Source organism: Hymenobacter bucti (genome assembly GCF_042681145.1).
Taxonomy (GTDB): Bacteria; Bacteroidota; Bacteroidia; order Cytophagales; family Hymenobacteraceae; genus Hymenobacter; species Hymenobacter bucti.
The window spans coordinates 588110-612330 of sequence record NZ_JBHUFD010000018.1; the positions used below are offsets into that span (position 1 = coordinate 588110).

Sequence of the window (24221 nt, forward strand, 5' to 3'; positions counted from 1 at the left end):
ACTAGAACAACGTCCGTCATGCTGAGCTTGTCGAAGCATCTCTACTGCACCGTTGAACGGCATTGCAACGGTGCGGTAGAGATGCTTCGACAAGCTCAGCATGACGACTGTTATTTTTGAAGAACCCAACAAGCTACAACCCCGCCGGGTACGCCGCGCCGGTGGCACTGCCCACCGGCATAATGGCGTCGAGGTCAGACAATTCCTGCGGGCTCAGCGTGATGCTGGCGGCGGCTACGTTGGCCTCTAGGTATTTGCGGCGCTTGGTGCCCGGAATGGCGACCACGCCCTGGGCCAGCACCCAGGCCAGCGCGAGCTGCGACGAGGTCACGCCTTTGGCCTCGGCCAGGGTTTGTAGCTTCTGCACCAGCTCCAGGTTTTTGTAGAAATTCTCGCCCTGGTAGCGCGGGAAAAAGCGGCGCGAGTCGTTGGCTTCAAAGTCGTCGGGCGTCTTAATATCGCCCGACAAAAAGCCCCGGCCTAGGGGCGAGTATGCCACAAAGCCAATGCCTAGCTCGCGGGCGGCGGCCAAGATTCCCTCTTCTTCCACATGCCGGTCAAAGAGCGAATATTCGGTTTGCAGGGCCGTAATGGGGTGCACGGCGTGCACCCGGCGCAGCACGTCGGCCGATACTTCGCTCAGGCCTAGGTAGCGCACTTTGCCTTCTTCGACGAGGCGGCTCATGGCGCCGACCGTTTCCTCCACGGGCGTGTTGGGGTCGATGCGGTGCAGGTAGTAGAGGTCCACGTAGTCGGTGCCGAGGTTGCGTAAAGAGCGCTCGATGGACTTGCGCACGTACTCGGGCCGGCCGTTGTAGCCGCCGGTCCACTGCTCCTGGTCATCGACTTCGAAGCCAAATTTGGTGGCGATAGTAAACTTATCGCGCTGGCCGGCAATGGCTTTTCCCACCAGGCGCTCATTGAGCATGGGGCCGTAGAGGTCGGCGGTGTCGAGCATGTCCACGCCCAGTTCCAGGGCGCGGTGCAGGGTGGCGAGGCTCTCGGCTTCGTCGGCTTCGCCGTACACGCTCATGCCGTTGATGCCGCCCGTCATGCCCATGCAGCCGAGGCCTTCGATGGGTACTTCTAGGCCCTGGGTACCCAGGGCTACGCGTTTGAGGGTATTCATAATAGGTTGGTAAACTGGTTGTTTTGCCTGGCAAAGGTCCGATGCTTACCTAGGGACCGGCTTATACAAACCACCGCTTTTGCAACACAAAACGCGGCGGATTTGGAAGCTGTTGAGTTAGTAAAAGGCGCTCGCAATGACAACTTCAATTACCCTATGGCACCTACTGCCATCCTTGCACCGCGTGCCCGCCGAAAATGCCGCGCTGCAGCCCCGCCGAGAAAAAGCCATCCGGAAAAGCTGGGTCGGGCACGCTGCCCACGTTCAGCGTTTGCAGTTGCTCAGGCGTGAGGTTGATACTAAGTGCCGCGATGTTGTCGCGCAGTTGCTCCAATTTGCTGGCGCCCACGATGAGCGAGCTAACGCCCGGCCGGGCCAGCGCCCAGGCCAGGGCCACTTGGGCCAGCGGCTGGCCGGCTGCGGTGGCTACCTGGCGCAGCACGTCGAGCACCTGCCAGTTGCGGTCGCTAAACTTGCTGTTGCCGAAAGGGTTGGGGCCGCTCAGTCGGCCTTCGCCGGTGGCGCCCGCCTCAGCTCGCTCGTACTTGCCCGCTAAGAAACCCGCCGCCAGCGGGCTCCACGGCACGATGCCCAGGCCGCACTCGCGGGCGGCGGGTATGTGCTCGGTTTCGAGGGTGCGCGCTACCAGCGAGTACTCCATCTGCATGGCGATGGGGCCGGGCACGCCGTGGGCCTGGGCCAGTGTGGCGGCCTTGGTGGCGTACCAGGCCGGCATGTCGGAGAAGCCGAAGTAGCGGATTTTGCCGGCCCGCACCAGGTCGCCCAGGGTCTGCAAAACCTCTTCCACGGGCGTCACCATGTCCCACACGTGCAGCCAGTACAGGTCGATGTAATCGGTGCCTAGGCGGCGCAGCGAGCCTTCGAGGGCCTGGTGGATGTGCTTGCGCCCGTTGCCGCCCGCGTGGGGGTTGCCGGGTTGGGTGTTGAAGCCAAACTTGGTGGCCAGCACCAGCTGGTCGCGCAGGCCGCGGCTGGCCACGTAGCCGCCTACCAGCTCTTCGCTGCGGCCCTTGGCGTACACGTCGGCAGTGTCAATAAAATTGCCGCCGGCCTCCACGTAGGCCTGGAAAATACTTTCGGAAACGTCGTCGGCCGAGCCCCAGCGCGGGGTGCCAAACGTCATGGTGCCCAGCGCCAGCGGGCTCACTACTAGGCCCGAGTGCCCTAGGGTGCGAAAATCAGTAAGCGTCATAACGAAAGAACGGAAGCGCGGCTAAGTCCGCGCTTCCGTTCTTCAAAGGTCCACGTAAGTTGGCTAGTGCCGCCTACACAAACCGCAGCTTTTGCTACACAAAAAGGGTGGCTAACCGTCCATCTTATAGATGCGCTCCATCAATTGCCACTTTTCGGCGGCGGTGGCCGTGGCGGTGGTTTGCTGGCAGGCTGCCACTACTTGTTCCCATTCGGCTTGACGGGGCTTAGTGGCCAGTACTTGCATGGCCTGGTCGTGGTCGAAGTCCGGTACCGTGTCCATTATCATGAACGCTTGGGTGCCGAGCAGGTAGATTTCCATGTCTAGAATGCCAATTTCGCGCATACCCTGCGCTATCTCGGGCCACGTGCCCTCCGGCGTGTGCAGTTCGCGGTACGCGGCTATCAGGGCTGCATCGGCTTGCAGACTCAGGGTTTTGCAATAGCGTTTGAAGGGGGTAGGGCGGGCGGCTTCCGGGTATTCCATGAGAGACAATGGGCGTGGTGGGAAGGTCAAACTTACTTACAGCGGCTTGAAGCTGACGGCTGCGCCACCGCCCGGCGCCAGCCGCAGCGTGAGGGTAGACTTGCTGGTCACGACCTGGCGGGTAATCTGGTAGGCAGCAGGGTTCTTCTGCCAGTCGGCGTCCTTGGCATCGGCGTAAATGATGGCTTGGTAGCGGCGGCCGGGCGTCAGGAAATCCAGCTTTACGGGCTGCTGGCGGGCGTTTTCGTCGGTGATGCTGCCTAGGTACCACTCGTCTTTGCCTTTGGCCCGGCGGGCGGTGGTGAGGTAGTCGCCGGGCTCGGCGGCCACGATGCGGGTATCGTCCCAGTCTACCGGCACATCTTCGATAAACTGGAAGGCGTCGAGGTGCTCGTTGTAGTTTTCGGGCAGGTCGGCGGCCATTTGCAGCGGCGAGTACAGGGTCACGTATAGGGCCAATTGCTTGGCTAGGGTGGTTTGCACGCGGCGCTTGCCGGTGGGCTCGTAGTTCTGGAGCTTGAAGATGCCGGGCGTGTAGTCCATCGGGCCGCCCATGAAGCGGGTGAAGGGCATAATGGTTTCGTGCTCGGGCGGGCTGCCGATGCTGAAGGCATTGTACTCGTTGCCGCGGCCGGCCTCGCTGGCCATCCAGTTGGGGTAAGTGCGCGAGAGGCCGGTGGGGCGCACCGACTCGTGCATATCGACCGAGACGTGGTGCTTGGCGGCCATCTCGGCCACGCGCACAAAGTGGTTGCTCATCCACTGCCCGTCGTGGTGCTCGCCGCGCGGGATGATGCGGCCCACGTAGCCCGTTTTCACGGCCGGGTAGCCATACTTGTTCATAAATTGATAGGCCGTATCGAGGTGCTGCTCGTAATTGGTGGCGGCGCCCGAGGTTTCGTTGTGCATTATCATCTGCACGCCTTTACCCTTGGCGTAGTCGCTGATTTGCTGCACGTTGAAGTCGGGGTAGGGCGTCACGAAGTCGAATACGTTCTCCTTCCAGTTGCCAAACCAATCTTCCCAGCCCACGTTCCAGCCCTCGACCAGCACGCCGCCTAGGTGGTGCTGCGCGGCAAAGTCGATGTAGCGCTTCACGTTGGCGGTATTAGCGCCGTGGCGGCCGGTTGGGATGAGCTGGCCCTTGGCATCGAGCGTGTCGAGGCTGTTGGCGTACTTCCAATCCGACTTGCCAATCTGCATTTCCCACCACACGCCCACGAATTTCATGGGCTTAATCCACTCGGTGTTGGTGAGTTTGCTGGGCTCGTTGAGGTTGAGAATCAGCTTTGAAGCCAGAATATCGGTGGCTTTGTCGCTCACCACCACCGTGCGCCAGGGCGTGTGGGCGGGCGCGTGCAAGAAGGCCTTGCTGCCCACCGCATCGGGCACCAGCCGGGCCGTGAGGCGGTGGCTGGCCCGGTCCACGTGCAGCTGCATGGCCGGGTAGTTGACCTGCGCCGCCTCGTGGATATTGATGTACAGTCCGTTATCGGCCTTGAGCATGAGCGGCGTGGCCACGGCCTGCGCATCGGGCGCCACGCGCACCGCGATTTCCTCCGACTTCTTGACCTGCGCCGAATTATCGACCGCGCTCAGCCGCGACTTGGTATAGAGGTACTCGTTGGTGTCGTAGTCGCCGGGTATCCAGAAGGCTTGGTGGTCGGCGGGCAGAGCAAACTCGGTGAGCTCGTCCATTACCACGAAATTGCCAAGCGCCTGCTGCCGCGGAAACTCGTAGCGGAAGCCTACGCCATCGGCAAACACCCGAAATACCACGTCGAGCCGGCGGCCGGGCGCGGCCTTTTGGCGCAGGTGCACCGTCAGCTGCTGGTAGTGGTTGCGGATGTTTTTGACCTCGCCCCAAACCGGCTGCCAGGTCTCGTCCACGTCCTTTATCTCGCTGCCGGTCAGCGTCAGCGCCCCGTCAAAGCCCTGGCCATCCTGGAAAACCAGACCTAGGCGCGAGGGTTGTACTACCGGCTTTTGCTCGTAGTTGATGGTGTAGTTGGGCTGCCCATTGGCACCTAGGGCAAAGGTGAGGCTCACCTTGTCGAGGTGGGCCGTGAGGGGGGTAGGGGCTTGCGCTAGGGCCGGCAAGCCAGCGGCCAGCAGCACTACAAACAGAGATTTATGCATCTTAGAAATCGATTTCGGAGCTAGGCCATAGTCTACGTTTTGCCCCCGTAGGTTGCCGGCTGGCACCCGATTATTTGTATTAAAGCTGCTAAGGGCTGCGTTGCTTTAGCCTACGGCTTGCAGCGACGACTCGCGGATGAACAGCTCGGGCTGCAACACTACCTGGCGCTGCTGAAACTGGGCCTCCGGGGCGGCGGCCAGCTCCAGAAACAGGCGCACGGCAGCCTCGCCCATCTCCTCGCAGCGCTGGTCTACGGAGGTGAGCCTGGGCTCCGTAATGGCCGTGAAGCCCTCATTGCTGAAGCCGGCCAAGGCGATGTCTCGCGGCACGCGAATACCCTGCCCTTTAAGCGTTTGGAGTGCTCCCAGGATGACCGAGTCGCCGGCCCCGAATATGCCGTCAATGGGGTTGGCGAGCGTCAGCAGCTGGCGCGTGGCCTGGGCGCCCTCCTCCTGGGTCATGTCGGAGTAGATGATGAGTTCTTGCTGCGGCTCGAGGCCGTGGGCGGCCAGCGCATCGAGGTAGCCCTGCTGCCGCTGGCGGTAGATGTTGAGGTGCTGCGGCCCGGCCAGGTGCGCCACGCGGCGGCAGCCCTGCTCCAGCAGGTGGTTGGTGGCCGCAAAGCCTCCGGCGCGGTCGTCGAGCACCACCGAGTTGACAAACTCGCTGGCCGGAATGCGGTCGAAAAAAACCAGCGGAATGCCGCGCTCCCGCACCTTGTCGAAGTGGTGAAACTCAAGCGTGTTGCGGGCCAGCGAGACCAGCACGCCCGCCACCTGGGCGTGCAGCAGCGTTTCCACGTTGCGGCGCTCCAGCTGCACGTCTTCGTGCGACTGGCACACGATGACGCTGAAGCCAGCCTTGCTGGCCGCCTGCTCAATGCCTTGAATAACAGAGGGAAAGAACTTGCCCTCGATATAGGGCACCACCACGCCCAGCAGCCGGCTCTGGCCCTTGCGCAGGGCCGCGGCCAGGTGGTTGGGCTGGTAGTTGAGTTTTTTGGCCAGCTTGAGGACCCGCTGCTTGGTGGCCGCCCCGATGCTGTGGTGGTCGCTCAAGGCCCGCGACACGGTCGTCATCGACACGCCCAACTCGCGGGCGAGGTCGGCCATCGAAACGGCGTGTGGGCTGGGAGCGGAAGATTGCTTTTTGCGGGGAGTCATACTGGCACGGCGAGCCGGCAGCAAAAAAGCTGGCCAGATACCCTTGCAAAGCTAAGCGGCTCAGAAAAAATAACGGTTTTTTCAGGCCCACCTCGTAGTTTTTGCGCTGCTAGGCTCCCGCAGTAGTGCCCCGGCCCCGGCATCGATAGGCAACGTAGCTAGCCCTGCGCTAATGTGAAAATGCACAAACGTTTGTGTAATGAAGCTGCGCCGTAGCTTATTGACCTAGGTATCGCCGGCTTGCTAAACGTTTCGTTTATACCCAGCCAACCCAGTCGCGGGCTAATTCCAAAAAAACCCCGTACTTAGCAGTCCTTTACACAATCGATTATGTAAAGCTGCTTCCATGAAAAAACTGTTGCTGCTGGGGCTCTTGCTCCGTAGCCTGGCAAGCCCCGCCCAGGCACCGTCGCCGGCCATTCCCATCCACGACCCGGTGCTGACGCGGCAAAACGGCACGTACTACCTCTTCGGCACTGGCAACGGCATCACGGTGTGGTCGTCGAAAGACCGGCAGAGTTGGACGGCTGAGAAGCCCGTCTTTGCCGCGCCGCCCGCCTGGGCCCAGCGCGACGTGCCGGGCTTCAAAGGCCACATCTGGGCGCCCGACATCTCGTTTGCCAACGGCCAGTACAGCCTGTTTTATTCCATCTCCACGTTTGGCAAAAACCGCTCGGCCATCGGCCTGGCCACCAACAAAACGTTGGACCCTAGGTCGCCCGATTTTAAGTGGACCGACCACGGCGCGGTTATCGAGTCGGTGCCGGGCCGCGATATGTGGAACGCCATCGACCCCAACCTGGTGCGCGACGAGCGCGGCACGCCCTGGCTCACCTTCGGCTCGTTCTGGAACGGCATCAAGCTGGTGCAGCTGCGGCCCGACCTCACCGGCCCAGTCGAGCCCGCGCAGTGGCGCACGCTGGCCCGCCGCCCGCGCACGGCCACGCTCACCGACTCGCTGCCCGGCGACGGGGCCATCGAGGGGCCGTTTATCTTTAAGCACGCCGACTATTATTACCTGTTCGTGTCGTTTGACTACTGCTGCCGCGGCCCGCAGAGCACTTATAAGATGATGGTGGGCCGCGCCAAGGCCGTAACCGGTCCCTACCTCGACCAGGCGGGCACGCCCCTGGAGCAGGGCGGCGGCACGCTGGTTTTGCAGGGCAACGCCGACTGGTTTGGCGTGGGCCACAACGCCGTGGCGACCTTCGATAAAGTTGACTACCTGGTATTTCACGGTTACGACGGCCACGATAAAGGTCGCCCCAAGCTGCGCATCGAGCCGATAATCTGGAATGCTGCTGGCTGGCCCACGGTGACTGCTAAATAGCGCGGACTGGCTAAGTATCTGTCCTTGCAAGCGTAGCGAAGCAATCGCATTAGGACGAGCTTCCTAGGTACGGTTCAGGTGCGGTTGCTTCGCTGCGTTCCCAAGGACAGACGTTTTAAGGCAGCAGAAATAACTCAAACAACTTCGCTTTCCCATCCCACTTTTTAACTTTCCATGTTGCGCAAAACACTGTCTTTTCTGCTTCCCGGCGCTGCCCTAGGTCTAGTATTGGCCGCCGGCTCGGCCGCGGCGCAAGCCCCAACTGCCGCTCCGAAGCCCGGTGGCAATCCCATCATCAAGACCAAGTACACCGCCGACCCGGCCGCCATGGTGCAAAACGGCACGGTGTACCTCTACACCGGCCACGACGTGGCGCCTGCCCCGCAAGAGCGCTACGAAATGCATGAGTGGCTGTGCTTCTCGTCTAAGGACATGGTGAACTGGACCGAGCACCCGTCGCCCTTGAAGGTCAGCGACTTTGCCTGGGCCAAGGACGATGCCTGGGCCTCGCAGGTAATTGCGCGCAACGGCAAGTTTTACTGGTACGCGGCCGTGGAGCACGGCACTATTCATGGCAAGGCCATCGGGGTGGCAGTGGCCGACAATCCCACGGGTCCGTTCAAGGATGCCCGCGGCTCGGCCTTGATTACTAATGATATGACCAAGGCGGCGTCTATCAGCTGGGATGATATCGACCCCACCGTCATTATCGACAAGAAGGGCCAGGCTTACCTGTTTTGGGGTAATACGGCCTGCTATTACGCCAAGCTCAAGCCCAACATGACCGAGCTCGATGGCCCCATCCAGACGGTGAGCGGCCTGCCGCGCTTCACCGAAGCACCCTGGATACACGAGCATAACGGCTGGTACTACCTGAGCTTCGCCACCGAGTTTCCCGAAAAAATAGCCTACGCCATGAGCCGCAGTATCGAGGGGCCGTGGGAATACAGAGGCTTGCTCAACGAAATAGCCGGTAATTCGAATACTAATCACCAGTCTATCATCGACTTCAAGGGCAAGTCGTACTTCATCTACCACAACGGTGGTATGGACGTGAAGGGCAGCAGCTACCGCCGCTCGGTGTGCATCGACTATCTCTACTATAACAAGGACGGCACGCTGAAACGGGTGCAAATGACCACCGAGGGCGTACAGGCCGCCAAGTAGGACCTAGGGTATTATAGAAGCGGCTGTCCTTGCGAGCGGAGCGCAGCAATCGCACCCGAATGGTGGCTGAACAGGTGCGATTGCTGCGCTCCGCTCGCAAGGACAAACGGTTTTGAGTATTTGTAGATAGTTGCAAAATAGAAAAAGTCCGCTAGTACTGCATTAGCGGGCTTTTCTGTGTGAAATAATACCCTAGGTCTTACTCCGCGGTCAGTTCCAGCACGTGGCTGGTTAGCGGCTTGGCTTCGCCGTTATTCAGCAATATGCCCACTTTCATTAGGTAGTCGCCGGAGTACGTTTGGCCGCTGGCGGCCACTTCTGGTTTGCGGCCGGGCATGAGGTTGATTTCGGTGAGGCGGTAGCGCCGGGCGGGGTTGAGGCCCTGGAGCTTCACGGGCAGCACCGTTTCGTGGAAGCGCGTGCGCAGGTCGTAGCCGAAGAGGACGGCTTTCTGCTGATTATCAGCCACGTAGATGAGGGCCGCTTGGTTGGTTTCGTAGGGCGAGCGCAGCTTGAACACGTCGCCCTGCCAGATAACCGGGCTCAGGCGCTTGTAGTCCTTGACGGCTTGCTGGCTGAACTGAAGTTCGGGGGGCGTCATTTTATCCACCTCAATGTCGTAGCCGAGCTTGCCTATCATAGCCACGTCGGTGCGGAATTTCAGGCTCTGGCCCTGGTTCCAGTTCGTGACGTGGCTCGCCAAGGTGTTAGAAGGAAAGAAGTTGAGGAAGCCCCACTGAATGTACACGCGCTCCAAGGCATCGGTGTTGTCGCTGGGCCAAAACTCGGTGAAGTATTTGAGCCCGCCGTAGTCAGCGCGGGCGCCGCCGCCCGAGCACAGCATCATGGGCGTGTGCGGATACTTCTGGCGCACGCGCGCCAGCACGCGGTAGAGGCCACGCACGTAGTCCACGTACAGGTGCGACTGGTCCTTACCTAGGTGCTGCGAGTAGGCGTTGGTAATCATGCGGTTGCAGTCCCACTTGAGGTAGGCGGCGCCCTGGCTCAGCTGGCTGTCTACCACGCCGTACACGAAGTCCTGTACCTTGGGGTTGGTAAGGTCGAGCACCAACTGGTTGCGCGAGAGGTCGGCGGGGCGGCCCGGCAGCTGGAGCACCCAGTCGGGGTGCTTTTCGTAGAGCTCGCTCTTGGGGTTCACCATTTCGGGCTCTATCCAGATGCCGAATTTGATGCCCTCCCTGGTGGCGCTTTGCACGAGGTGGCCCACGCCGTTGGGCAGCTTGGTTTTGGTGGGCTGCCAGTCGCCAAGGCCCTGCGAGTCGTCTTTGCGCGGGTATTTGTTGCCAAACCAGCCATCGTCGAGCAGGAACAAATCGACGCCGAGCTTGGCCGCTTCGCCCATCAGGGCATCGAGCTTGGGCTCATCGAAGTTGAAAAACGTGGCTTCCCAGTTGTTGAGCAGCGTGAGGCGGGGCTGGGTACCGTCGAGGGTGCCGCCCTGCTGGCGGGCCCAGCGGTGCAGGTTGCGCGAGGCCTGGCCCTTGCCCTGGGTGCTGTAGGTGAAGATGAACTCGGGCGTAACGAAGGGCTGGCCGGCCGGCAGCGTGTACTCCGAGGCGTAGGGGTTGATGCCGGCCGACACGCGCAGCATGTTCTCGTTATCGAGCTCGAAGGCCAGCCGGAAGTTGCCGGTCCAGGCCAGGCTGCCGGCCAGCACGTCGCCGGTGGTTTCGGTGGCCGGGCGGTCGGGCGCCAGAAAGAAGGAGGGCGTCTGGTACCAGCCGGCGCGGGTACCGAGCTTGGTATCAATGACTTTGACGCCGCTCGTGAGCTGGCTTTCCTGCTGCTGGGCTTCCTCGGCCCAGTCGCCGTGCAGCTGGGTGAGGTAGTACTGGTGCGCATCGAGGTGCAGCATGGCCGAGGCGTAGTTGGTGAGCACCACCGGCTTCTTCTCGCGGTGCACAATCTCGGTCCAGGTCTTAATTACGTCCTCGCGCTGGTAGGCCACGAAGTGCAGCTGCACCTCCACCGGGTAGAGCGGGTCGCGCAGCCGGATGGTGGTATTAGTCACGCCCTCGCCCGCCTTGGTAGTTTGCACGTCGGCAAATTGCAGGGCCAGCGCGGGGTTGCCGTCGGCGTGCACCACGCGCAGGGCGGGCTCAAATAGGTTATCGGTGCCGGCTGGCGGGTAAGCCTCGTGGCGCTGGGGCAGCTGCGCGTACTCAGTGGCGCTGGCCAGCTTGGGCCCTAGGTAGGTTTGGTAGAGCTTTTGGCGCTGGCCCACAGCCAAGACCAAGCTCACGTGCTCGGTTTCAATGACGATGGGCGAGGTAAATTGAGCCATGGCAGAAAACCCAAGGAGTAAGAAAGAGAACCCGCTAAGAGCGCGTAATAGGAACATCGATAAAGAAAGAGACCTAGGCATGGGAAATGGAGAGACTGTAGCTTGGACTTTGTAGTCCGAGTGCGAGCGCAGCGAGCATCATGCGTAAGCGAACTGCCTTAACGCACCTGCTCGCTGCGCTCGCGCTCGGACTACAAAGTCCAAGCTACAGCTGAATAACTACTTGACCAGCTTCGGTCCCGAGATGCGGTAGAAGCCCGCGCCGTGCCGCCGGATGAAGGGCGCAAACTCGGTGGTGAACTTGCCCACTTGGCGGCCGCTCCACAGGTCTTGCACAATGCAGCCGGGCGCCAGCCCTAGGTCGGCCAGGGCCACGGGCACGCGCACCGAGTCGGCGGGCTGGGGACTCAGCGGGCTCTTGGTGAACACCAAGAACTGGAGTGTGCCGCCGGTATTCTGCCCCGCCGCGGCCTGGTCGAGACCCACGGTAGCCTGAAAGCGGGTGTAGCCCGCGGGCAAGGTGTACTCAATCACGGAGTTGGCGTGCGTGCCGATGCCGGCCGGATAGGTTTTGCCGGCTACCAGCAGCGGGCCGCCGCTCACGCTTTTGTTCAGGGTGGCCTTGCCCCAGCCGGCGCTGGCGCTTTGCCAGGTCAGCTCGGTCAGGGGCGTGGTTTTGGTGGCGTTTTTGAGCACTGGGGCCAGCCAGTTGGCGTGGTCCCAGGCGGTGCCATCGTCGCCGCCGCGCACGCTTAGGTACAGCTTTTGGGCGCCGGTGATGTCTACGTCGAGCGCGGCCTGCGGCGTTTGGCGCGTGATGAGCGGGCTGACCGCGGCGGCCGCGCTGGCGGGTGCCAGGCCCTGGTCCTGGGCATTGAAGAGGGCCACGTACTTGTCGCCCGTCTTGGGGTCGTCGGCTACCCAGCCCACCAGGTCGCCGCGCCGGAATAGCTGGCGGTTGTTGGTGCTGGTTTTGTTTACGGCCAGCACCCTAGGGTTGGTTATCAGGGCTAGCGTGGCGGGCGTGTTGCTGGGCAAATCGCCGCCAAACATGAGCGGCGAGCGGAAGATGCTCCACAAAGTCATAAGCGTGCGCTGCTCGTCGGGGGTGAAGCGCGTTTGGCGGTCGTCGCCTCGCTCGGCCCGGATGCCCAGGCGACCTAGGGGTAGCATATCGGCATCGGGCCAGGCGCCGGCCGTGATGTAGGGCGCCCAGCGGTTGCACACCTCGAAATGCTCCTTGAGCTGCTCCCACGAATCCCAGAAATCGCCCACCGTGCGCCACATATTGGCGTGCTGCTGCGCGTGCTTGGCGTCGGCAATCGGTGTTTCGCCCGGCGACATGCTGAACACGATTTTGCGGCCCGTGCGGTCGATGGCCTTGCGTATCATCTCAATCTCGCCGGTGTGGTAGGGCTCCGAGAGGTCGTCAATCTTCACCAGGTCCACGCCCCAGCTGGCGTACAGTTCAAACAGCGAGTTGTAGTACTCCTGGGCGCCGGGCTTGCCGGCCACTACCGTGTACATATCGTGCAGCCACGCGGCCTGGCCTTCTTTGCTGTGGATGGCGTCGGCCGTGAGCTTGGTGCCCTTGATGGGCAGCTTGCGCTGCACCGCAATCACGGGCACGCCGCGCATGAGGTGAATGCCGAATTTTAGGCCCTTGGCGTGCATGTAGTCGGCCAGCGGCTTGAAGCCCTTTCCGCCCGCGGCCGACGGAAACCGATTAGGCGCGGGCACGAAGCGGCCGTACTGGTCGATGTTCCAGTTGGGGTCTTTCTCGTTGTAGCCGTGGGCCGTGTCGTTGCCCACGTACCACCGGATATCCACGACCACATATTCCCAGCCGCTGCTTTTCAGGTTTTTGGCCATGTAGTCGGCGTTGGCCTTGGTTTCGGCTTCCGTCACGGTGGGGCCGTAGCAGTCCCAGCTGTTCCAGCCCATGGGCGGCGTAGCGGCCCACTGGTGGAAGTCGGTTTTGGGCGCGGCTTGCTGGGCCCAGGCGGCTGTGGTGCTACCTAGGGCCCAAACGCCGCCGAAAAAGAGGTTACGCAGGTGATTCATTTAAGTAAGGAGAACGACGGTGGTGAACGAAATGGGTAGGGTGCGGGGCTAGCCCCCGCCCGGCGTTGTTCAGCCACGTGCTCAACAACGCCGGGCGGGGGCTAGCCCCGCACCCTACTAAACGCACTATTTTTTCTTGCCCCACACGGCCGTGCCGTTGTTGTCGAGGCCCGTGAAGATGATGGTGGCTTTCTTGTTTTCCCAGTCGCGGCCCTTCTGCACGATTACTGGGGCGCTAGTGCCGTTGCTGAAGCGCAGGGTCAGCAGCGGCGCGGCGTAGGTCCAGGTGCCGGTGGCGTTGCCGCCAAAGGTGCCATCGGCGGCCAGCGTTAGCGGGGTGCTGTACTGGAAGTTGGGCGTCGTCTGTTCGGCGGCGTAGCCCGGAATCACGACGTAGTTGAGCGTAATCTGCTCCCACGCGCCCGTCAGGTCGGCCTGGGCCACGGCGGCGTTGTCTTCGCCTGCGTAGCGCTCGGGCGAAACCACCGGCCAGCCCGAGGGCGTCCAGAAAATCTTGCGCACGTGCAGGTCCATGTAGAACGAGTTGATGCCCGGCCGGCCCTGGTGGGCCATGTAGTACTGGCCGCTGGCGTCGGCAAACACGCTGCAGTGGGCCGTGCCCTGCCAGCCGCTGTGGCCCTCAAACTGGTAGGGCGCCAAAATCATGGGGCCGTGGTCTTCGGCTAGGTTGATGTCGCGGCCCTTAAAGTCGAGGAACGGGCCCTCGGGCGAGTCGGCGCGGCCTACGCGCACGTTATACTTAGTCTGGAGCCAGTCGTAGGAAATGAACAGGTAGTACTTGTTCTGCTCCTTGTTATAGATAATCTCGGGTGCCTCGATGTTGCCGTTGATGGCCGCGCCCGTGAAGCCGCGCTGCGCCACGCGCGGGCCGCGGTCGCCGGTAATGGCGTTGAGGCCGGTGGCGGGGTCGAGCTTCACCCGATGAATGCCGTCGAAGGCCGAGCCGTAGTACAGGTGGTGCTGGCCCTGCTGGTCGATGATAACGGTGGGGTCAATACCGTTGGTAATATTGGGCCCCGAGTCATCGGTGGTCACGACCAGGCCCTTCTCCGTCCAAGGCCCGGTGGGCGACGTGGCCGTGGCCAGGCCGATGGCGCTCAGCAGTAGTTTGTTGGAAGCCAGCGAGTAGTACAGGCGGTACTCGCTGCCCACCTTCAGCACGTAGGGCGCCCACAGCAGGCGGTTGGGGGTGCCGCCGCGCTGCGTGATGTAGGCCCGGCCCAGAGCGGGGGCTGCGGGATTCGTAAACACCCAGCCCACGAACTGCCACTCTATCAAATCCTTCGAGCGGCGCACCTGCAAGCCGGGCGTCAGGTCGGTATCCGGAATGCCAAAGCCTACATCGGTGCTGTACATGTAGTAATAGCCATCGTCGGCCTTGATAACGGCCGGGTCGTGCACGTTGTAAGGGCCCCACTGCGCCGACGAACTCAGCGGCGCCACTCTAGGGTAGGTGTCACTGATGTTATTAATGTCAAACGCGGCCGGCGCGGGGGTGGGCGCGACGGTGGCCTCGTCCTTTTTGCAAGAAGCGGTGCCTAGCAGCAGCACAACGAGCAGACTGCTCCAACGCAGCGCCGTAGAAAAGGGCTTTTTCACAGGGAATTCTTTGAGCAGGAGAGGAGCTGCTAGTCAGTGCCAGGAACAATAGACCGTAGCTTGGACTTTCAGTCCGCGAGTATGAAGTGTGCAAACTCGCGGATTGAAAGTCCAAGCTACGGCCCTAGGTACCTATTTCTTGGCCGGCACGCGCAGTACCGTAAAGGAGTTCGGGGCCAGCGTGTAAGTCAGCGTGGCGCCCTTCACAGCGAAGGTCGATTCCTGCGGCGCGAGCTTTTTGGGCTCCGTCAGGCTGTTCTGGGTTTGCAGGTCGGCGCTGGCCATAGTCTGGGCGCGGCCGGTTTTGCCGAGGCCCTTGGCGCCGGCCAGGTTGATGCTGACGGGACGCGGGCTGGTGGAGTAGTTCACCAGTTTCATCACCACCTCGCCGGTGGGCTCGTCGGCCACGGCGCTGGCGAAGAGGTTGTCGGTTCCGTTTTTGGCGCCGGCGGGCATGGTTACAGGCAGTACTTTGGTGCCTTTGTTGAGGGCATACATTTTCTGCACGTAGTAGCTCGGCGAGCCGTATGAGTTCAGGTTGTCAAACCAAATCATATCGGGCGTCCACTGCCAGGCATCTACGTGGGCGAAGAGCGGGGCGTAGCTGGCCATGCCCACCACGTCGGCGTTGCGCTCGAGGCCGGTCATGAAAGCGGCTTCCGAAATGGCGCAATCCCAGGTGTTCTTATTGTCCTGGCTGCCGATGGCGCCGCTCTGGGCGGCGTACTCGCCGGCGAATATTTTGGGGCCGGTGCGGGCGTAGTTATCGTAGCGGCCCACATTTTGCCGAAACCAGTCGGCCTTGGCGTAGTAGTGCTCGTCCACGTACTCGGCCTTCAGCTCACCTAGGCGCTTGCTGGCCTTATCGAAGAGGTCGCCGTCGGGGCTCGGGCCGGCGCTGCTCACAATTTCTATTTGCGGGTACTTGGCCTTCACGGCCTTGGCAAACGGCTCGTAGCGCTCCAGATACTGCGGGCCCCACTGCTCGTTGCCGATGCCCAACATCTTGAGGTTAAAGGGCGCTGGGTGGCCCATGGCCGCGCGCCTGGCGCCCCAGGGGCTGCTGGCCGGGCCATTGGCAAACTCAATGAGGTCGAGCGCATCCTGAATAAACACGTCCAGCGACGGGTCGTCGGCGGCGTGGTCGTGCGGCGCCGCGGCCGGGGCGTTGGGGCCGCCCTTGGTGCTGGCGGTGCCCATCGGGGCGAGCTCGCCCGAGTTAAACTGGCAGGCCATGCCCACGTTGAGGATGGGCAGCGGCTCGGCGCCGATGTCTTCGGACAATTGGAAGTATTCGAAGAACCCGAGGCCAAACGACTGGTAATAATCGGGCGTCGAGCGGTGCTTGAACTCCATGTTCCAGCGGTTAATCATCGGCAGGCGAGCGGCCACGTCGCCGATGGTTTCCTTCCACTGGTAGCGCTCCGAGAGGGTGCGGCCCTCCACAATGCAGCCGCCCGGAAAGCGCAGAAAGCCCGGCTTCATGTCCTTGAGCAACTGCACCAGGTCGGTGCGCAGGCCGTTGGGGCGCTTGTTCCAGGTGTCTTTCGGGAAGAGCGACACCACGTCGAGGTCCACCGTGCCGGTACCGTTGAGCACGAGCTTGAGGTGGGCCTTGTTGTGGGTACTGCTCGACTTGAGCACGGCCGTGTACTGCTTCCACTCGTTGGTGAAACCGGTGAGGGCCACCTGCCCTAGGTCCTCGCCTTTCTCGCCCACCAGGCTGGCCGTGACGCCATTGATGCTACCCGCGCCGCGCCGCGCGTAGAACGAGAGCGTGCACTCGCCCCCCGCCTTCACGCCCATGCCCCGAAAGCCTTCGTTCTCAATACCGGCCTCGCCGCTGGCCCCGTTGCGGGTAGTCAGGCGCACGTAGTGCGAGTTGCTGGTGCTGATGGGCTGCTCGTTGCGCACGGCGTAGGTGTCGAGGTTGGCCGCGCCTTGCAAGGCTTTCCAGCCGATGAGGCGGGCGTCGATTTCAAACGACTTATTCTTAACCAACTCCGGGTACAGGCCGCCATCGGCCGCAAAGTTGATGTCCTCGAAAAACAGGCCGTACATGTTCTTATTAACGGCGGCGCCGGGCTTGTTGACCTGCACGGTAAGGCTGGCCGGGGCCGCCGACTGCGCGCTGGCCCCGAGGGTGCCGAGCAGCGCCAGGCCGGTGGCCAGGGCCGGAAAGCGGGTAGTAGAAATCATAAAAGTGGAGTAGATAAGTGGGTGGGGAGGGGGTTGGAAGGCTTTGCCCTAACGCGGGCGCCTCACCCCTAGCCCCTCTCCGAAGGAGAGAGGGGAACTAGCTTCTAGTCTTAAAATCTAGTCTAATTCTAGAAGCTAGTCCCCCTCTCCTTTTCGGAGAGGGGCTAGGGGTGAGGCGCCACGTTAGCAATCCCTAGGCTATAGTCTAGCCCTTAAAAGCGACCTCATTGTACCGCAGCTCGTTCTTAAACGTGCGCAGCTTGGTGTCCTCGTCGATAATCAAAAACTCAATCCCGGCCATCTCGGCGAAGTCCTCCAGGTACTCGCTGGTCAGGTTCTGGCTGTAGCCGGTGTGGTGGGCGCCGCCGGCCAGAATCCAGGCGGCGAGGCCGGTTTTCATGTCGGGATGCACCTTCCAGAGCACGCGGGCCACGGGCAGGTTGGGTAGGTCTTGCTCGGGGGCTACGGCCTCCACAGTGTTCACAATCATGCGGAAACGGTTGCCCATATCCACGATGGTCGCGTTGAGAGCCGGGCCGGCGGGGCAGTTGAACACCAGGCGCACCGGGTCTTCCTTGCCACCGATACCGAGGGGGTGAATTTCGGCGCGCACCTTGCCTTCGGCGATGGTGGGGCAGATTTCTAGCATGTGCGAACCTAGGACCTGCTCGTTGCCAGGCGCGAAGTGGTAGGTATAATCCTCCATGAAGGAGTTGCCGCCGGGTAGGCCGGCGCCCATCACTTTCATGGCGCGCACTAGGGCCGAGGTCTTCCAGTCGCCCTCGCCGCCGAAGCCGTAGCCATCGGCCATCAGGCGCTGCGTGGCAATGCCGGGCAGCTGCTTCATACCGTGCAAATCCTCGAACGTGTCGGTGAAGCCCTTGGCGTTGCGGTCGGTTAGGAACTTGCGCATGCCCAGTTCGATGCGGGCCGCGTCGCGCAGGCTTTCGCGCTTCTCACCGCCTTCTTTCAGGTTGTCGCCCAACTCGTACTCCTTTTCGTAGGTGGCTACCAGCTCGGCAAGCTGCGCGTCGGTCACGGCGTTTACTTCGGCCACCAGGTCGCCGATACCGTAGGTGTTCACCTCGTAGCCAAACTTAATTTCGGCTTCTACTTTGTCGCCTTCGGTCACGGCCACGTAACGCATGTTGTCGCCGAAGCGCACGAAATGCGCGCCCTGCCAGTCGGCCCAGGCGCTAGCCACGCGGCTCCAGATGCTGAGGCGCTCACGCACGTCTTCGCTCTGCCAGTGGCCCACGATAACCTTGCGGCTCAGGCGCATGCGGGCGCCGATGAACCCAAACTCGCGGTCGCCGTGCGCCGACTGGTTGGTGTTCATGAAGTCCATGTCGATGGCATCCCACGGAATGTCGCGGTTGTACTGCGTGTGCAGGTGGGCCAGCGGCTTCTGCAGGATTTTCAGGCCGTTAATCCACATTTTGGCCGGCGAGAAGGTGTGCATCCAGGCAATCAGGCCCACACAGTTCGGCGTGTTGTTGGCCTCCTGCATGAGCTTGTAAATCTCGGCCGGGCCGGTCAGTACCGGCTTGTACACGATGTTGATGGGCAGCTTGGTACCAAGCTCCTTGGCGATTTCCTGCGAGTGGCGGGCCACTTCCTCCAGGGTTTCGGGGCCGTAGAGGTGCTGCGAGCCGGTAATAAACCAGGCTTCGTACTTTGAAATATCAATCATGATGAAGAGGAGTACCGTGGACCCTGTGGGTCCGCGAGTTAAACAGTTGGGTGCTAGCACGCGCGGACCCGCAGGGTCCACGATACAGCTTATTGCCCGTAGTAAGAATTGGCGCCGTGCTTGCGCTCGTAGTGTTTTTTAATCAAGGCATCTTTCAGCCGCGCCACGCCGGGCTTGAGCGTGCAACTGAGGTAGGCGAGTCGCGCCACTTCTTCCAGCACCGCGCTGTGGTACACGGCTTTCTCCACCGTTTTGCCCCAAGTAAAGGGCGCATGGTTGCCGACCAAAATCATCTCGACTTCGGCGGGCGAGAGGCCGCGCTTCTCAAACTCGTTGATGATTTGCCAGCCCGTCTGGTGCTCGTAGTCACCCGCGATGAGCTCGTCGCTCATGGGCGGCGCACAGGGCACGTCGGCGGTGAGGTGGTCGGCGTGGGTCGTGCCCAGGATGGGAATATCGAGCTGCGCCTGGGCCCAGGCCGTAGCGTAGGTGCTGTGCGTGTGCACGATACCGCCGATGTTCGTCCACTCCTTGAAGAGCAGCGCGTGGGTTTTGGTGTCGGAAGAAGGCCGCTTGGTGCCTTCCACCACGTTGCCCTCAAAGTCCACAATCACGATGTCCTCCGCCTTCAGCGTAGCGTAGGGTACGCCGCTGGGCTTGATGGCGAATACGCTGCGCTCGCGGTCAACCACGCTGGCGTTGCCGAAGGTGAAGAGCACCAGCCCGAGGGCCGGCAGCTGCATATTGGCCTCGTAGCAGGTCTGTTTTAGGTCTTGGTACTGGCTCATGCGGTGGTGATGGCGGGGGTTTCGGGTTCCATTACCGGCTCTTCCGAGTGGCTGGTCGTCACGCTTTCCACGAACTTGCCCAGCGCCTGGTACTGCGCGTAGCGGGTGGCGTACTGGGCCACGCTCTCCGGGTTGGGGGTGTAGGTTTCGGCAAAACCGCTACCTAGGGCCTTTTGCGAAGCCAAAACATCAGGATAAATGCCGGCAGCCACGGCGGCGTACATAGCGGCACCTAGGGCTGGCGCCTGCTCCGACACCGCAATCTTGATGGGCCGGTCGAGCACGTCCGCCAGCGTTTGCATCACGAAGGCCGACTTTTTAGCCACGCCTCCGATGCCGATAACCTGCTTAATCGGAATGCCTTCGCTCTCGAAGCGCTCCACAATCTGCTTCGAGCCGTAGCAAATGGCTTCGACCAGCGCGCGGAATACCTGCGGGGCCGAGGTGCCCATCGTTAGGCCCGTCAGCGCGCCTTTCAGGGCCTGGTTGGCATCTGGCGTGCGGCGGCCGTTGACCCAGTCGAGGGCCAGCACGTGGCTTTCGTTGGGGTCTACTTCGGCGGCGGCTTTGGTGAGCTGCACGATGAGGTTGTCGCTCACTTCCTGGCGATAAGCCGCTTGCTGCTCGGCCGTCAATACCTTCGACGGCCCGGCCTGCAAGGGCCACTCCAGCATCTGGCGGAACCAGGCCAGTAGGTCGCCAAAGGCCGACTGCCCGGCCTCCAGCCCCAGCATGCCGGGGATAACCGAGCCATCAACCTGCCCGCAGATGCCGGCCACGAGGTGGTCACCCACCTCAGCGGTTGGGGCCACCACGATGTCGCAGGTGCTGGTGCCCATCACCTTCACCATTGAATAGGACTCAATCTCGCCCGCTACCGCACCGGCGTGGGCATCGAATGAGCCCACGGCGATTACCGTGTTGGTAGTCAGACCTAGGCGCTCGGCCCACTCGGCCGAAAGGTGCCCGGCCACTTCATCGGCCGTGTACGTTTCGGTGAATAATCGATTGCGTAAACCAGCCAATTTTGGTTCGAGGTGGGTTAGAAACTCCTCGGGCGGCAGGCCGCCCCAGCTCGCGTGCCACAGGGCCTTGTGGCCGGCGGCGCAGCGGCTGCGCTTGAAGCTCTCTAGGTCCTGGCCGGTGAGGGTCAGCGTGAGCCAGTCGCAGTGTTCCATCCACGAATACGCGGCCTTGGCCACAGCCTCATCCTCGCGCACGATGTGCATGATTTTGGCCCAAAACCACTCCGAGGAGTAGATGCCGCCCTCATACTTGGTGTAGTCCTCGCCGCCCCAGGTGCGGGCTTTGTGGTTGATTTCGGCGGCTTCGGCCAGCGCGGTGTGGTCTTTCCAGAGCACGAACAGCGCGTTGGGGTTCTCGGCAAATTCGGGCAGCATACCCAGCAATTGGCCCTGCTCGTTCACCGGACCGGGCGTACTGCCCGTGGTGTCGATAGCGAGACCTAGAATCTGCTCGGCGGGCACCTTTTTGGCTACTTCGCTTACCGTGGCCTGCAGGCTCTCGAGGTGGTCGAGCGGGTGCTGGCGAAAGCGGTTTTTGGCGGGGTTGCAGTACTGGCCCTGCTTCCAGCGCGGGTAGTAGTGCACGGCCTGCGCGATTTCGGCGCCGGTGCGGGCATCCACGAGCAAAGCGCGGGCCGAGTCGGTGCCGTAGTCAAGGCCGATAACGTAGGCCGGGGTGGCGGTTTGGTCTGGCACGGTGGTGTTCAATGAGTGAGTTGGTGAATGAGTGAATTGGTGAAGGGCGAATGAGTGAGGGAGTGCGTGTCGTCTAGTTAGACCATTCACTCCTTCACTCATTCACCAATTCACTCCTTATTTCCGCACCCCAAACGTGTAGCTGGTGGTGGTGTGGTACGTCTCGCCTGGCTTCAAAATGGTGCTCGGAAATTCCTTTTGGTTGGGCGAGTCGGGGAAATGCTGGGTTTCGAGGCAGAAGCCGGCGTGCTTGCCGTAGACCACGCTATCCTTGCCTTTTAGGCTGCCATCCAAGAAGTTGCCGGTGTAAAACTGCACGCCGGGCTCGTCGGTAGTTACCTCCATGGTGCGGCCGGTGGTAGGCTCATACACCGTGGCGGCGCTGTGCTTACCGGTGGCCTGGTTCAGCACCCAGTTGTGGTCGTAGCCGCCGGGCACCTGCGCAATGCGCTCCCCAATAGCGTGGGCGCTGGTGAAGTCGAAGGGCGTGCCCTTCACGGCCTTCAGCTCGCCGGTCGGGATGAGCTTGTCATCCACTACCGTGTAGCGGTCGGCCGGGATGGTGACTTGGTGGGCCAGCACGTCCTTGCTCTGCCCTAGGGCCAGGTTGAAGTAGGCGTGGTTGGTGAGGTTGACGGGCGTGGCCTTGTCGGTGGTGGCCGCGTAGTCGATGCTCAGGGCGTTGGCCTCGGTGAGGGTGTAGGTCACCGTCACGTTGAGGTTGCCGGGGTAGCCTTCCTCGCCGTCCTTGCTCAGGTAGGTGAGCGTCAGGGTCTGGCCATCGGCTGAGGTGCCGGGCTTAGCAGTCCAGACTTTCTGGTTGAAGCCCACGTTGCCGCCGTGCAACGAGTTGCCGTTGTTGTTCACGCCCACCTGGTATTCCTTACCGTCGATGGTGAATTTGCCCTTGGCGATGCGGTTGCCGTAGCGCCCGATGAGCGCGCCAAAGTAGGGGTTCGACTTCTTGAACTCGGGGCTGGTGTAGCCGCTCACATTATCGAAACCTAGGACCACGTCGCTCAGCTTACCGTCTTTGTCGGGCACGAGCAGGCTGGTGAGCGTGCCGCCGAAAGTGCTGATGGTGGCCTTCATTCCCTTGGCATTGGTGAGGGTGAAGAGCTGGATTTCGGTGCCGTCGGCGGTGCCGAATGAAGCGGAAATAGGCATGGCAGAGTCTTTAGTACCAGTGGTGGCCGAATCGGCGGGTGCCGAGGTGGTGGCCGCCGTATCCTGGCTGGTAGGTTTGGAGTCGCAGCTGGCGAGCAGCAGGGCGGTGCTTAGGCCGGTGGCCAAAAGCGCGGAGCGGTGGGAAATGGGCATGAAAAAGGAAATGAAAGATTACGGTACACTCATTCTCTGCGTGAACGTACCCACCAAGCGGCTTGGCGGCATTAATAATTACTCACTCTAGGCTGTGCCTCAAGGGCTAGCCAAGGGTGCTGCGTCTGAATTTGCTGCCATTAGCCGTTGGCCCCGCAAGTTATGCACGTGCCTTGTACTGGCCGCATACCCTAGGGCACACGGCAAAGCCAAGTGGCCGCTACCCTAGCCGGTGTGGCAGAGTAGCGGCCCGCTACGGCCCAGCTAGTAGCCAGGATTTTGCTTGATGGTGGGGTCGATGTCGATATCCGTTTGCGGAATGGGCAACAGCTTTGACTTGCCTAGCACGAAATTGGTAAAGTCAGCATCTCTCGCTATCAGGTAGTTGAGGCCAGCTTGGTCATCGAGCAGCCCCCAGCGCAGAATATCGTACCAGCGCTGGTTTTCGCCGGCCAGCTCGCGGCCACGCTCATTGCGCATGTAGAGACGCAGGCTGGCTTGGTTGTAGCTAGCCGCCGAAATGGGGGCCAGGCCCACGCGGGCCCGCACTTGGTTCACGAGCGGCACGGCATTGGCGGTTTGCCCGAGTTCGTTTAGGGCCTCGGCCTGTAGCAGTAAAATGTCGGCGTAGCGAATCAGCCGGTAATTGATGCCCGAGGTAAAGTTTTCGGGCGTGGTGCGGGTGCGGTCGTTCTGGTACTTACGCCCGTAGAGTTGGCTACGCTGCAAGCCCGTGCTATCCGTTTGGCCCAGCACGGGGGGGTAGTACCGGTCCCAGCGCCGCCCGTATACTTTGGGCGTGCCCACGTAGCTAAAGATGCTAATGTCACGGCGCGGGTCGATTAGGTGCTTTTTGGTGCTGCCGGGGGCCAGCGCTACCGTAGAGTCCGTGAAGCTATCAAACAGCGACTGGCGGGGCTGCACGTCGGCGTACGATAAAACGGGCGGCCCGAAGAAGTTGGGCCGGTCATAGCCTTCCGATGCCGAGGCATTATCCTGGCCTTGGCCCACGTCGAGTACCGAGCCAGTATACTGCACTTCGAAAATCGACTCGCTGTTATTCTCGTTGCTCTCGGTAAAGTTATCTGCGTAGTTGGCCGTCAGCGAGTATTTGCCCGAGCTGATAATGCCCGTCATCAGCGTGGACGCCTCCTGGTACTTATGCTGCTGCATATACATCTTGGCCAGCAGGGCTTGCCCGGCGTACTTGGTGGCCCGCCCTAGGTCGGCGCCAGGGTACGTGGTGGGCATGTCCGGGATGGCCGCCAGCAAGTCCGTGATTATCTGGGCTTCTACCTGGGCCGGCGTGGCTTGCTGCACGCGAGTAGTGACGGTGGGGTCTTCTACAATCAGCGGCACGTTGCCAAAAAATGAGTCCAGGTCATAGTACATCAGCGCCCGAATAAACTTGGCCTCGGCGATGTACTGCGCCTTCAACGTCGCATCCATCGTGATGGTAGGAATATGGTTCAGGGCCTGGTTGCAGCGGTAGATGGTGCGGTAGTAGTCATTCCAGGCGTAGGCCGAAATGAAGAAGTTGTTGTTGGTCTGAATGAAGCGCGTGAATACGGCCAACTCCACGTAGGGGCTCTGGCTATAAAACTCATCCGAGCGCGCCGCCATAAACTGCCAGCTATGGCCGTACACGCCGTACTGCTGCACGCCCGAGTAGCAGGCAATTACCCCCCGGTTGGCATCATCAGCCGAGGTCCAGAATTGCGCTACCGACAGCGTGTTGGGGTTGGTTTGGTTGAGTAAGTCTTTTTTGCAACTGGTAGTTACCGCTAGGGTACCCGCCAGGGCTAGGGTAAAGAGTTTGTGGGATTTCATAAAAAGGAGTATTTTAATGACCAATGACTAGCTGCTACTACCTAGGTGCTGCC

16 protein-coding genes are annotated in these 24221 nt (G+C 61.5%); 2 read left to right on the plus strand and 14 right to left on the minus strand.

All coding sequences use genetic code 11. The features are described from left to right. Positions 1 to 133: 133 nt before the first annotated feature. The 5 genes from ACFSDX_RS21700 to ACFSDX_RS21720 form a co-directional block, all read right to left on the minus strand. Positions 134 to 1129 carry an aldo/keto reductase gene (locus ACFSDX_RS21700; protein ID WP_382317417.1) on the minus strand — a complete coding sequence of 332 codons (996 nt, stop codon included), beginning with the start codon at positions 1127 to 1129 and terminating at the stop codon, positions 134 to 136. 163 nt (positions 1130 to 1292) lie between these two features. Continuing rightward, a complete protein-coding gene (locus ACFSDX_RS21705; RefSeq protein WP_382317419.1) occupies positions 1293 to 2342 on the minus strand; it encodes an aldo/keto reductase in 1050 nt (349 codons plus the stop codon). 111 nt (positions 2343 to 2453) lie between these two features. Beyond that, positions 2454 to 2828 (minus strand): L-rhamnose mutarotase, encoded by a 375-nt coding sequence (locus tag ACFSDX_RS21710; protein ID WP_382317421.1) that lies wholly within the window; start codon positions 2826 to 2828, stop codon positions 2454 to 2456. Positions 2829 to 2864: 36 nt separating this feature from the next. Next, a complete protein-coding gene (locus ACFSDX_RS21715; protein WP_382317423.1) occupies positions 2865 to 4967 on the minus strand; it encodes a glycoside hydrolase family 97 protein in 2103 nt (700 codons plus the stop codon). A gap of 105 nt (positions 4968 to 5072) precedes the next feature. After that, positions 5073 to 6131, minus strand: a complete 1059-nt coding sequence (locus ACFSDX_RS21720; protein ID WP_382317425.1) for a LacI family DNA-binding transcriptional regulator — start codon at positions 6129 to 6131, stop codon at positions 5073 to 5075. Between the two features lie 346 nt (positions 6132 to 6477). On the opposite strand from ACFSDX_RS21720, the gene ACFSDX_RS21725 reads away from it, so the two are divergent. Next, positions 6478 to 7461 (plus strand): arabinan endo-1,5-alpha-L-arabinosidase, encoded by a 984-nt coding sequence (locus ACFSDX_RS21725; protein WP_382317427.1) that lies wholly within the window; start codon positions 6478 to 6480, stop codon positions 7459 to 7461. 174 nt (positions 7462 to 7635) lie between these two features. Next, a complete protein-coding gene (locus tag ACFSDX_RS21730; protein ID WP_382317429.1) occupies positions 7636 to 8628 on the plus strand; it encodes a glycoside hydrolase family 43 protein in 993 nt (330 codons plus the stop codon). Positions 8629 to 8827: 199 nt separating this feature from the next. Here ACFSDX_RS21730 and ACFSDX_RS21735 read toward each other — a convergent pair whose 3' ends face one another. From ACFSDX_RS21735 to ACFSDX_RS21775, 9 genes are all read right to left on the minus strand, one after another. Continuing rightward, complete coding sequence (locus ACFSDX_RS21735) at positions 8828 to 10933, minus strand: alpha-galactosidase (RefSeq protein ID WP_382317430.1); 2106 nt, start codon at positions 10931 to 10933, stop codon at positions 8828 to 8830. A gap of 219 nt (positions 10934 to 11152) precedes the next feature. After that, positions 11153 to 12997, minus strand: a complete 1845-nt coding sequence (locus tag ACFSDX_RS21740) for an NPCBM/NEW2 domain-containing protein (RefSeq protein WP_382317432.1) — start codon at positions 12995 to 12997, stop codon at positions 11153 to 11155. A 126-nt stretch (positions 12998 to 13123) separates the two neighbouring features. After that, the gene (locus ACFSDX_RS21745; RefSeq protein ID WP_382317434.1) at positions 13124 to 14617 is read right to left on the minus strand and encodes an arabinan endo-1,5-alpha-L-arabinosidase; all 1494 of its coding nucleotides are present in this window, start codon (positions 14615 to 14617) and stop codon (positions 13124 to 13126) included. A 132-nt stretch (positions 14618 to 14749) separates the two neighbouring features. Then, positions 14750 to 16816 carry an alpha-L-arabinofuranosidase C-terminal domain-containing protein gene (locus tag ACFSDX_RS21750; RefSeq protein ID WP_382317436.1) on the minus strand — a complete coding sequence of 689 codons (2067 nt, stop codon included), beginning with the start codon at positions 16814 to 16816 and terminating at the stop codon, positions 14750 to 14752. Positions 16817 to 17021: 205 nt separating this feature from the next. Then, positions 17022 to 18509 (minus strand): L-arabinose isomerase, encoded by a 1488-nt coding sequence (gene araA / locus ACFSDX_RS21755; RefSeq protein ID WP_382317438.1) that lies wholly within the window; start codon positions 18507 to 18509, stop codon positions 17022 to 17024. An 89-nt stretch (positions 18510 to 18598) separates the two neighbouring features. After that, the gene (locus ACFSDX_RS21760; RefSeq protein ID WP_382317440.1) at positions 18599 to 19297 is read right to left on the minus strand and encodes an L-ribulose-5-phosphate 4-epimerase; all 699 of its coding nucleotides are present in this window, start codon (positions 19295 to 19297) and stop codon (positions 18599 to 18601) included. Then, a complete protein-coding gene (locus ACFSDX_RS21765; RefSeq protein WP_382317441.1) occupies positions 19294 to 21018 on the minus strand; it encodes a ribulokinase in 1725 nt (574 codons plus the stop codon). The genes ACFSDX_RS21760 and ACFSDX_RS21765 overlap by 4 nt, the downstream gene beginning before the upstream one ends. 117 nt (positions 21019 to 21135) lie before the next feature. Beyond that, entirely contained in the window at positions 21136 to 22338 is a 1203-nt protein-coding gene (locus ACFSDX_RS21770; protein ID WP_382317443.1) for an aldose epimerase family protein, read from the minus strand. A gap of 264 nt (positions 22339 to 22602) precedes the next feature. After that, positions 22603 to 24168 (minus strand): RagB/SusD family nutrient uptake outer membrane protein, encoded by a 1566-nt coding sequence (locus tag ACFSDX_RS21775; RefSeq protein WP_382317445.1) that lies wholly within the window; start codon positions 24166 to 24168, stop codon positions 22603 to 22605. Positions 24169 to 24221 lie beyond the last annotated feature (53 nt).

Bases quoted from the DNA above. Each gene is read 5' to 3' on its own strand.
- ACFSDX_RS21735 (WP_382317430.1), bottom strand. From the start codon at position 10,933: ATGGCTCAATTTACCTCGCCCATCGTCATTGAAACCGAGCACGTGAGC.
- ACFSDX_RS21730 (WP_382317429.1), top strand. From the start codon at position 7,636: ATGTTGCGCAAAACACTGTCTTTTCTGCTTCCCGGCGCTGCCCTAGGT.
- ACFSDX_RS21740 (WP_382317432.1), bottom strand. From the start codon at position 12,997: ATGAATCACCTGCGTAACCTCTTTTTCGGCGGCGTTTGGGCCCTAGGT.
- ACFSDX_RS21720 (WP_382317425.1), bottom strand. From the start codon at position 6,131: ATGACTCCCCGCAAAAAGCAATCTTCCGCTCCCAGCCCACACGCCGTT.
- ACFSDX_RS21775 (WP_382317445.1), bottom strand. From the start codon at position 24,168: ATGAAATCCCACAAACTCTTTACCCTAGCCCTGGCGGGTACCCTAGCG.
- araA (WP_382317438.1), bottom strand. From the start codon at position 18,509: ATGATTGATATTTCAAAGTACGAAGCCTGGTTTATTACCGGCTCGCAG.
- ACFSDX_RS21750 (WP_382317436.1), bottom strand. From the start codon at position 16,816: ATGATTTCTACTACCCGCTTTCCGGCCCTGGCCACCGGCCTGGCGCTG.
- ACFSDX_RS21760 (WP_382317440.1), bottom strand. From the start codon at position 19,297: ATGAGCCAGTACCAAGACCTAAAACAGACCTGCTACGAGGCCAATATG.
- ACFSDX_RS21710 (WP_382317421.1), bottom strand. From the start codon at position 2,828: ATGGAATACCCGGAAGCCGCCCGCCCTACCCCCTTCAAACGCTATTGC.
- ACFSDX_RS21705 (WP_382317419.1), bottom strand. From the start codon at position 2,342: ATGACGCTTACTGATTTTCGCACCCTAGGGCACTCGGGCCTAGTAGTG.
- ACFSDX_RS21715 (WP_382317423.1), bottom strand. From the start codon at position 4,967: ATGCATAAATCTCTGTTTGTAGTGCTGCTGGCCGCTGGCTTGCCGGCC.
- ACFSDX_RS21725 (WP_382317427.1), top strand. From the start codon at position 6,478: ATGAAAAAACTGTTGCTGCTGGGGCTCTTGCTCCGTAGCCTGGCAAGC.
- ACFSDX_RS21700 (WP_382317417.1), bottom strand. From the start codon at position 1,129: ATGAATACCCTCAAACGCGTAGCCCTGGGTACCCAGGGCCTAGAAGTA.
- ACFSDX_RS21770 (WP_382317443.1), bottom strand. From the start codon at position 22,338: ATGCCCATTTCCCACCGCTCCGCGCTTTTGGCCACCGGCCTAAGCACC.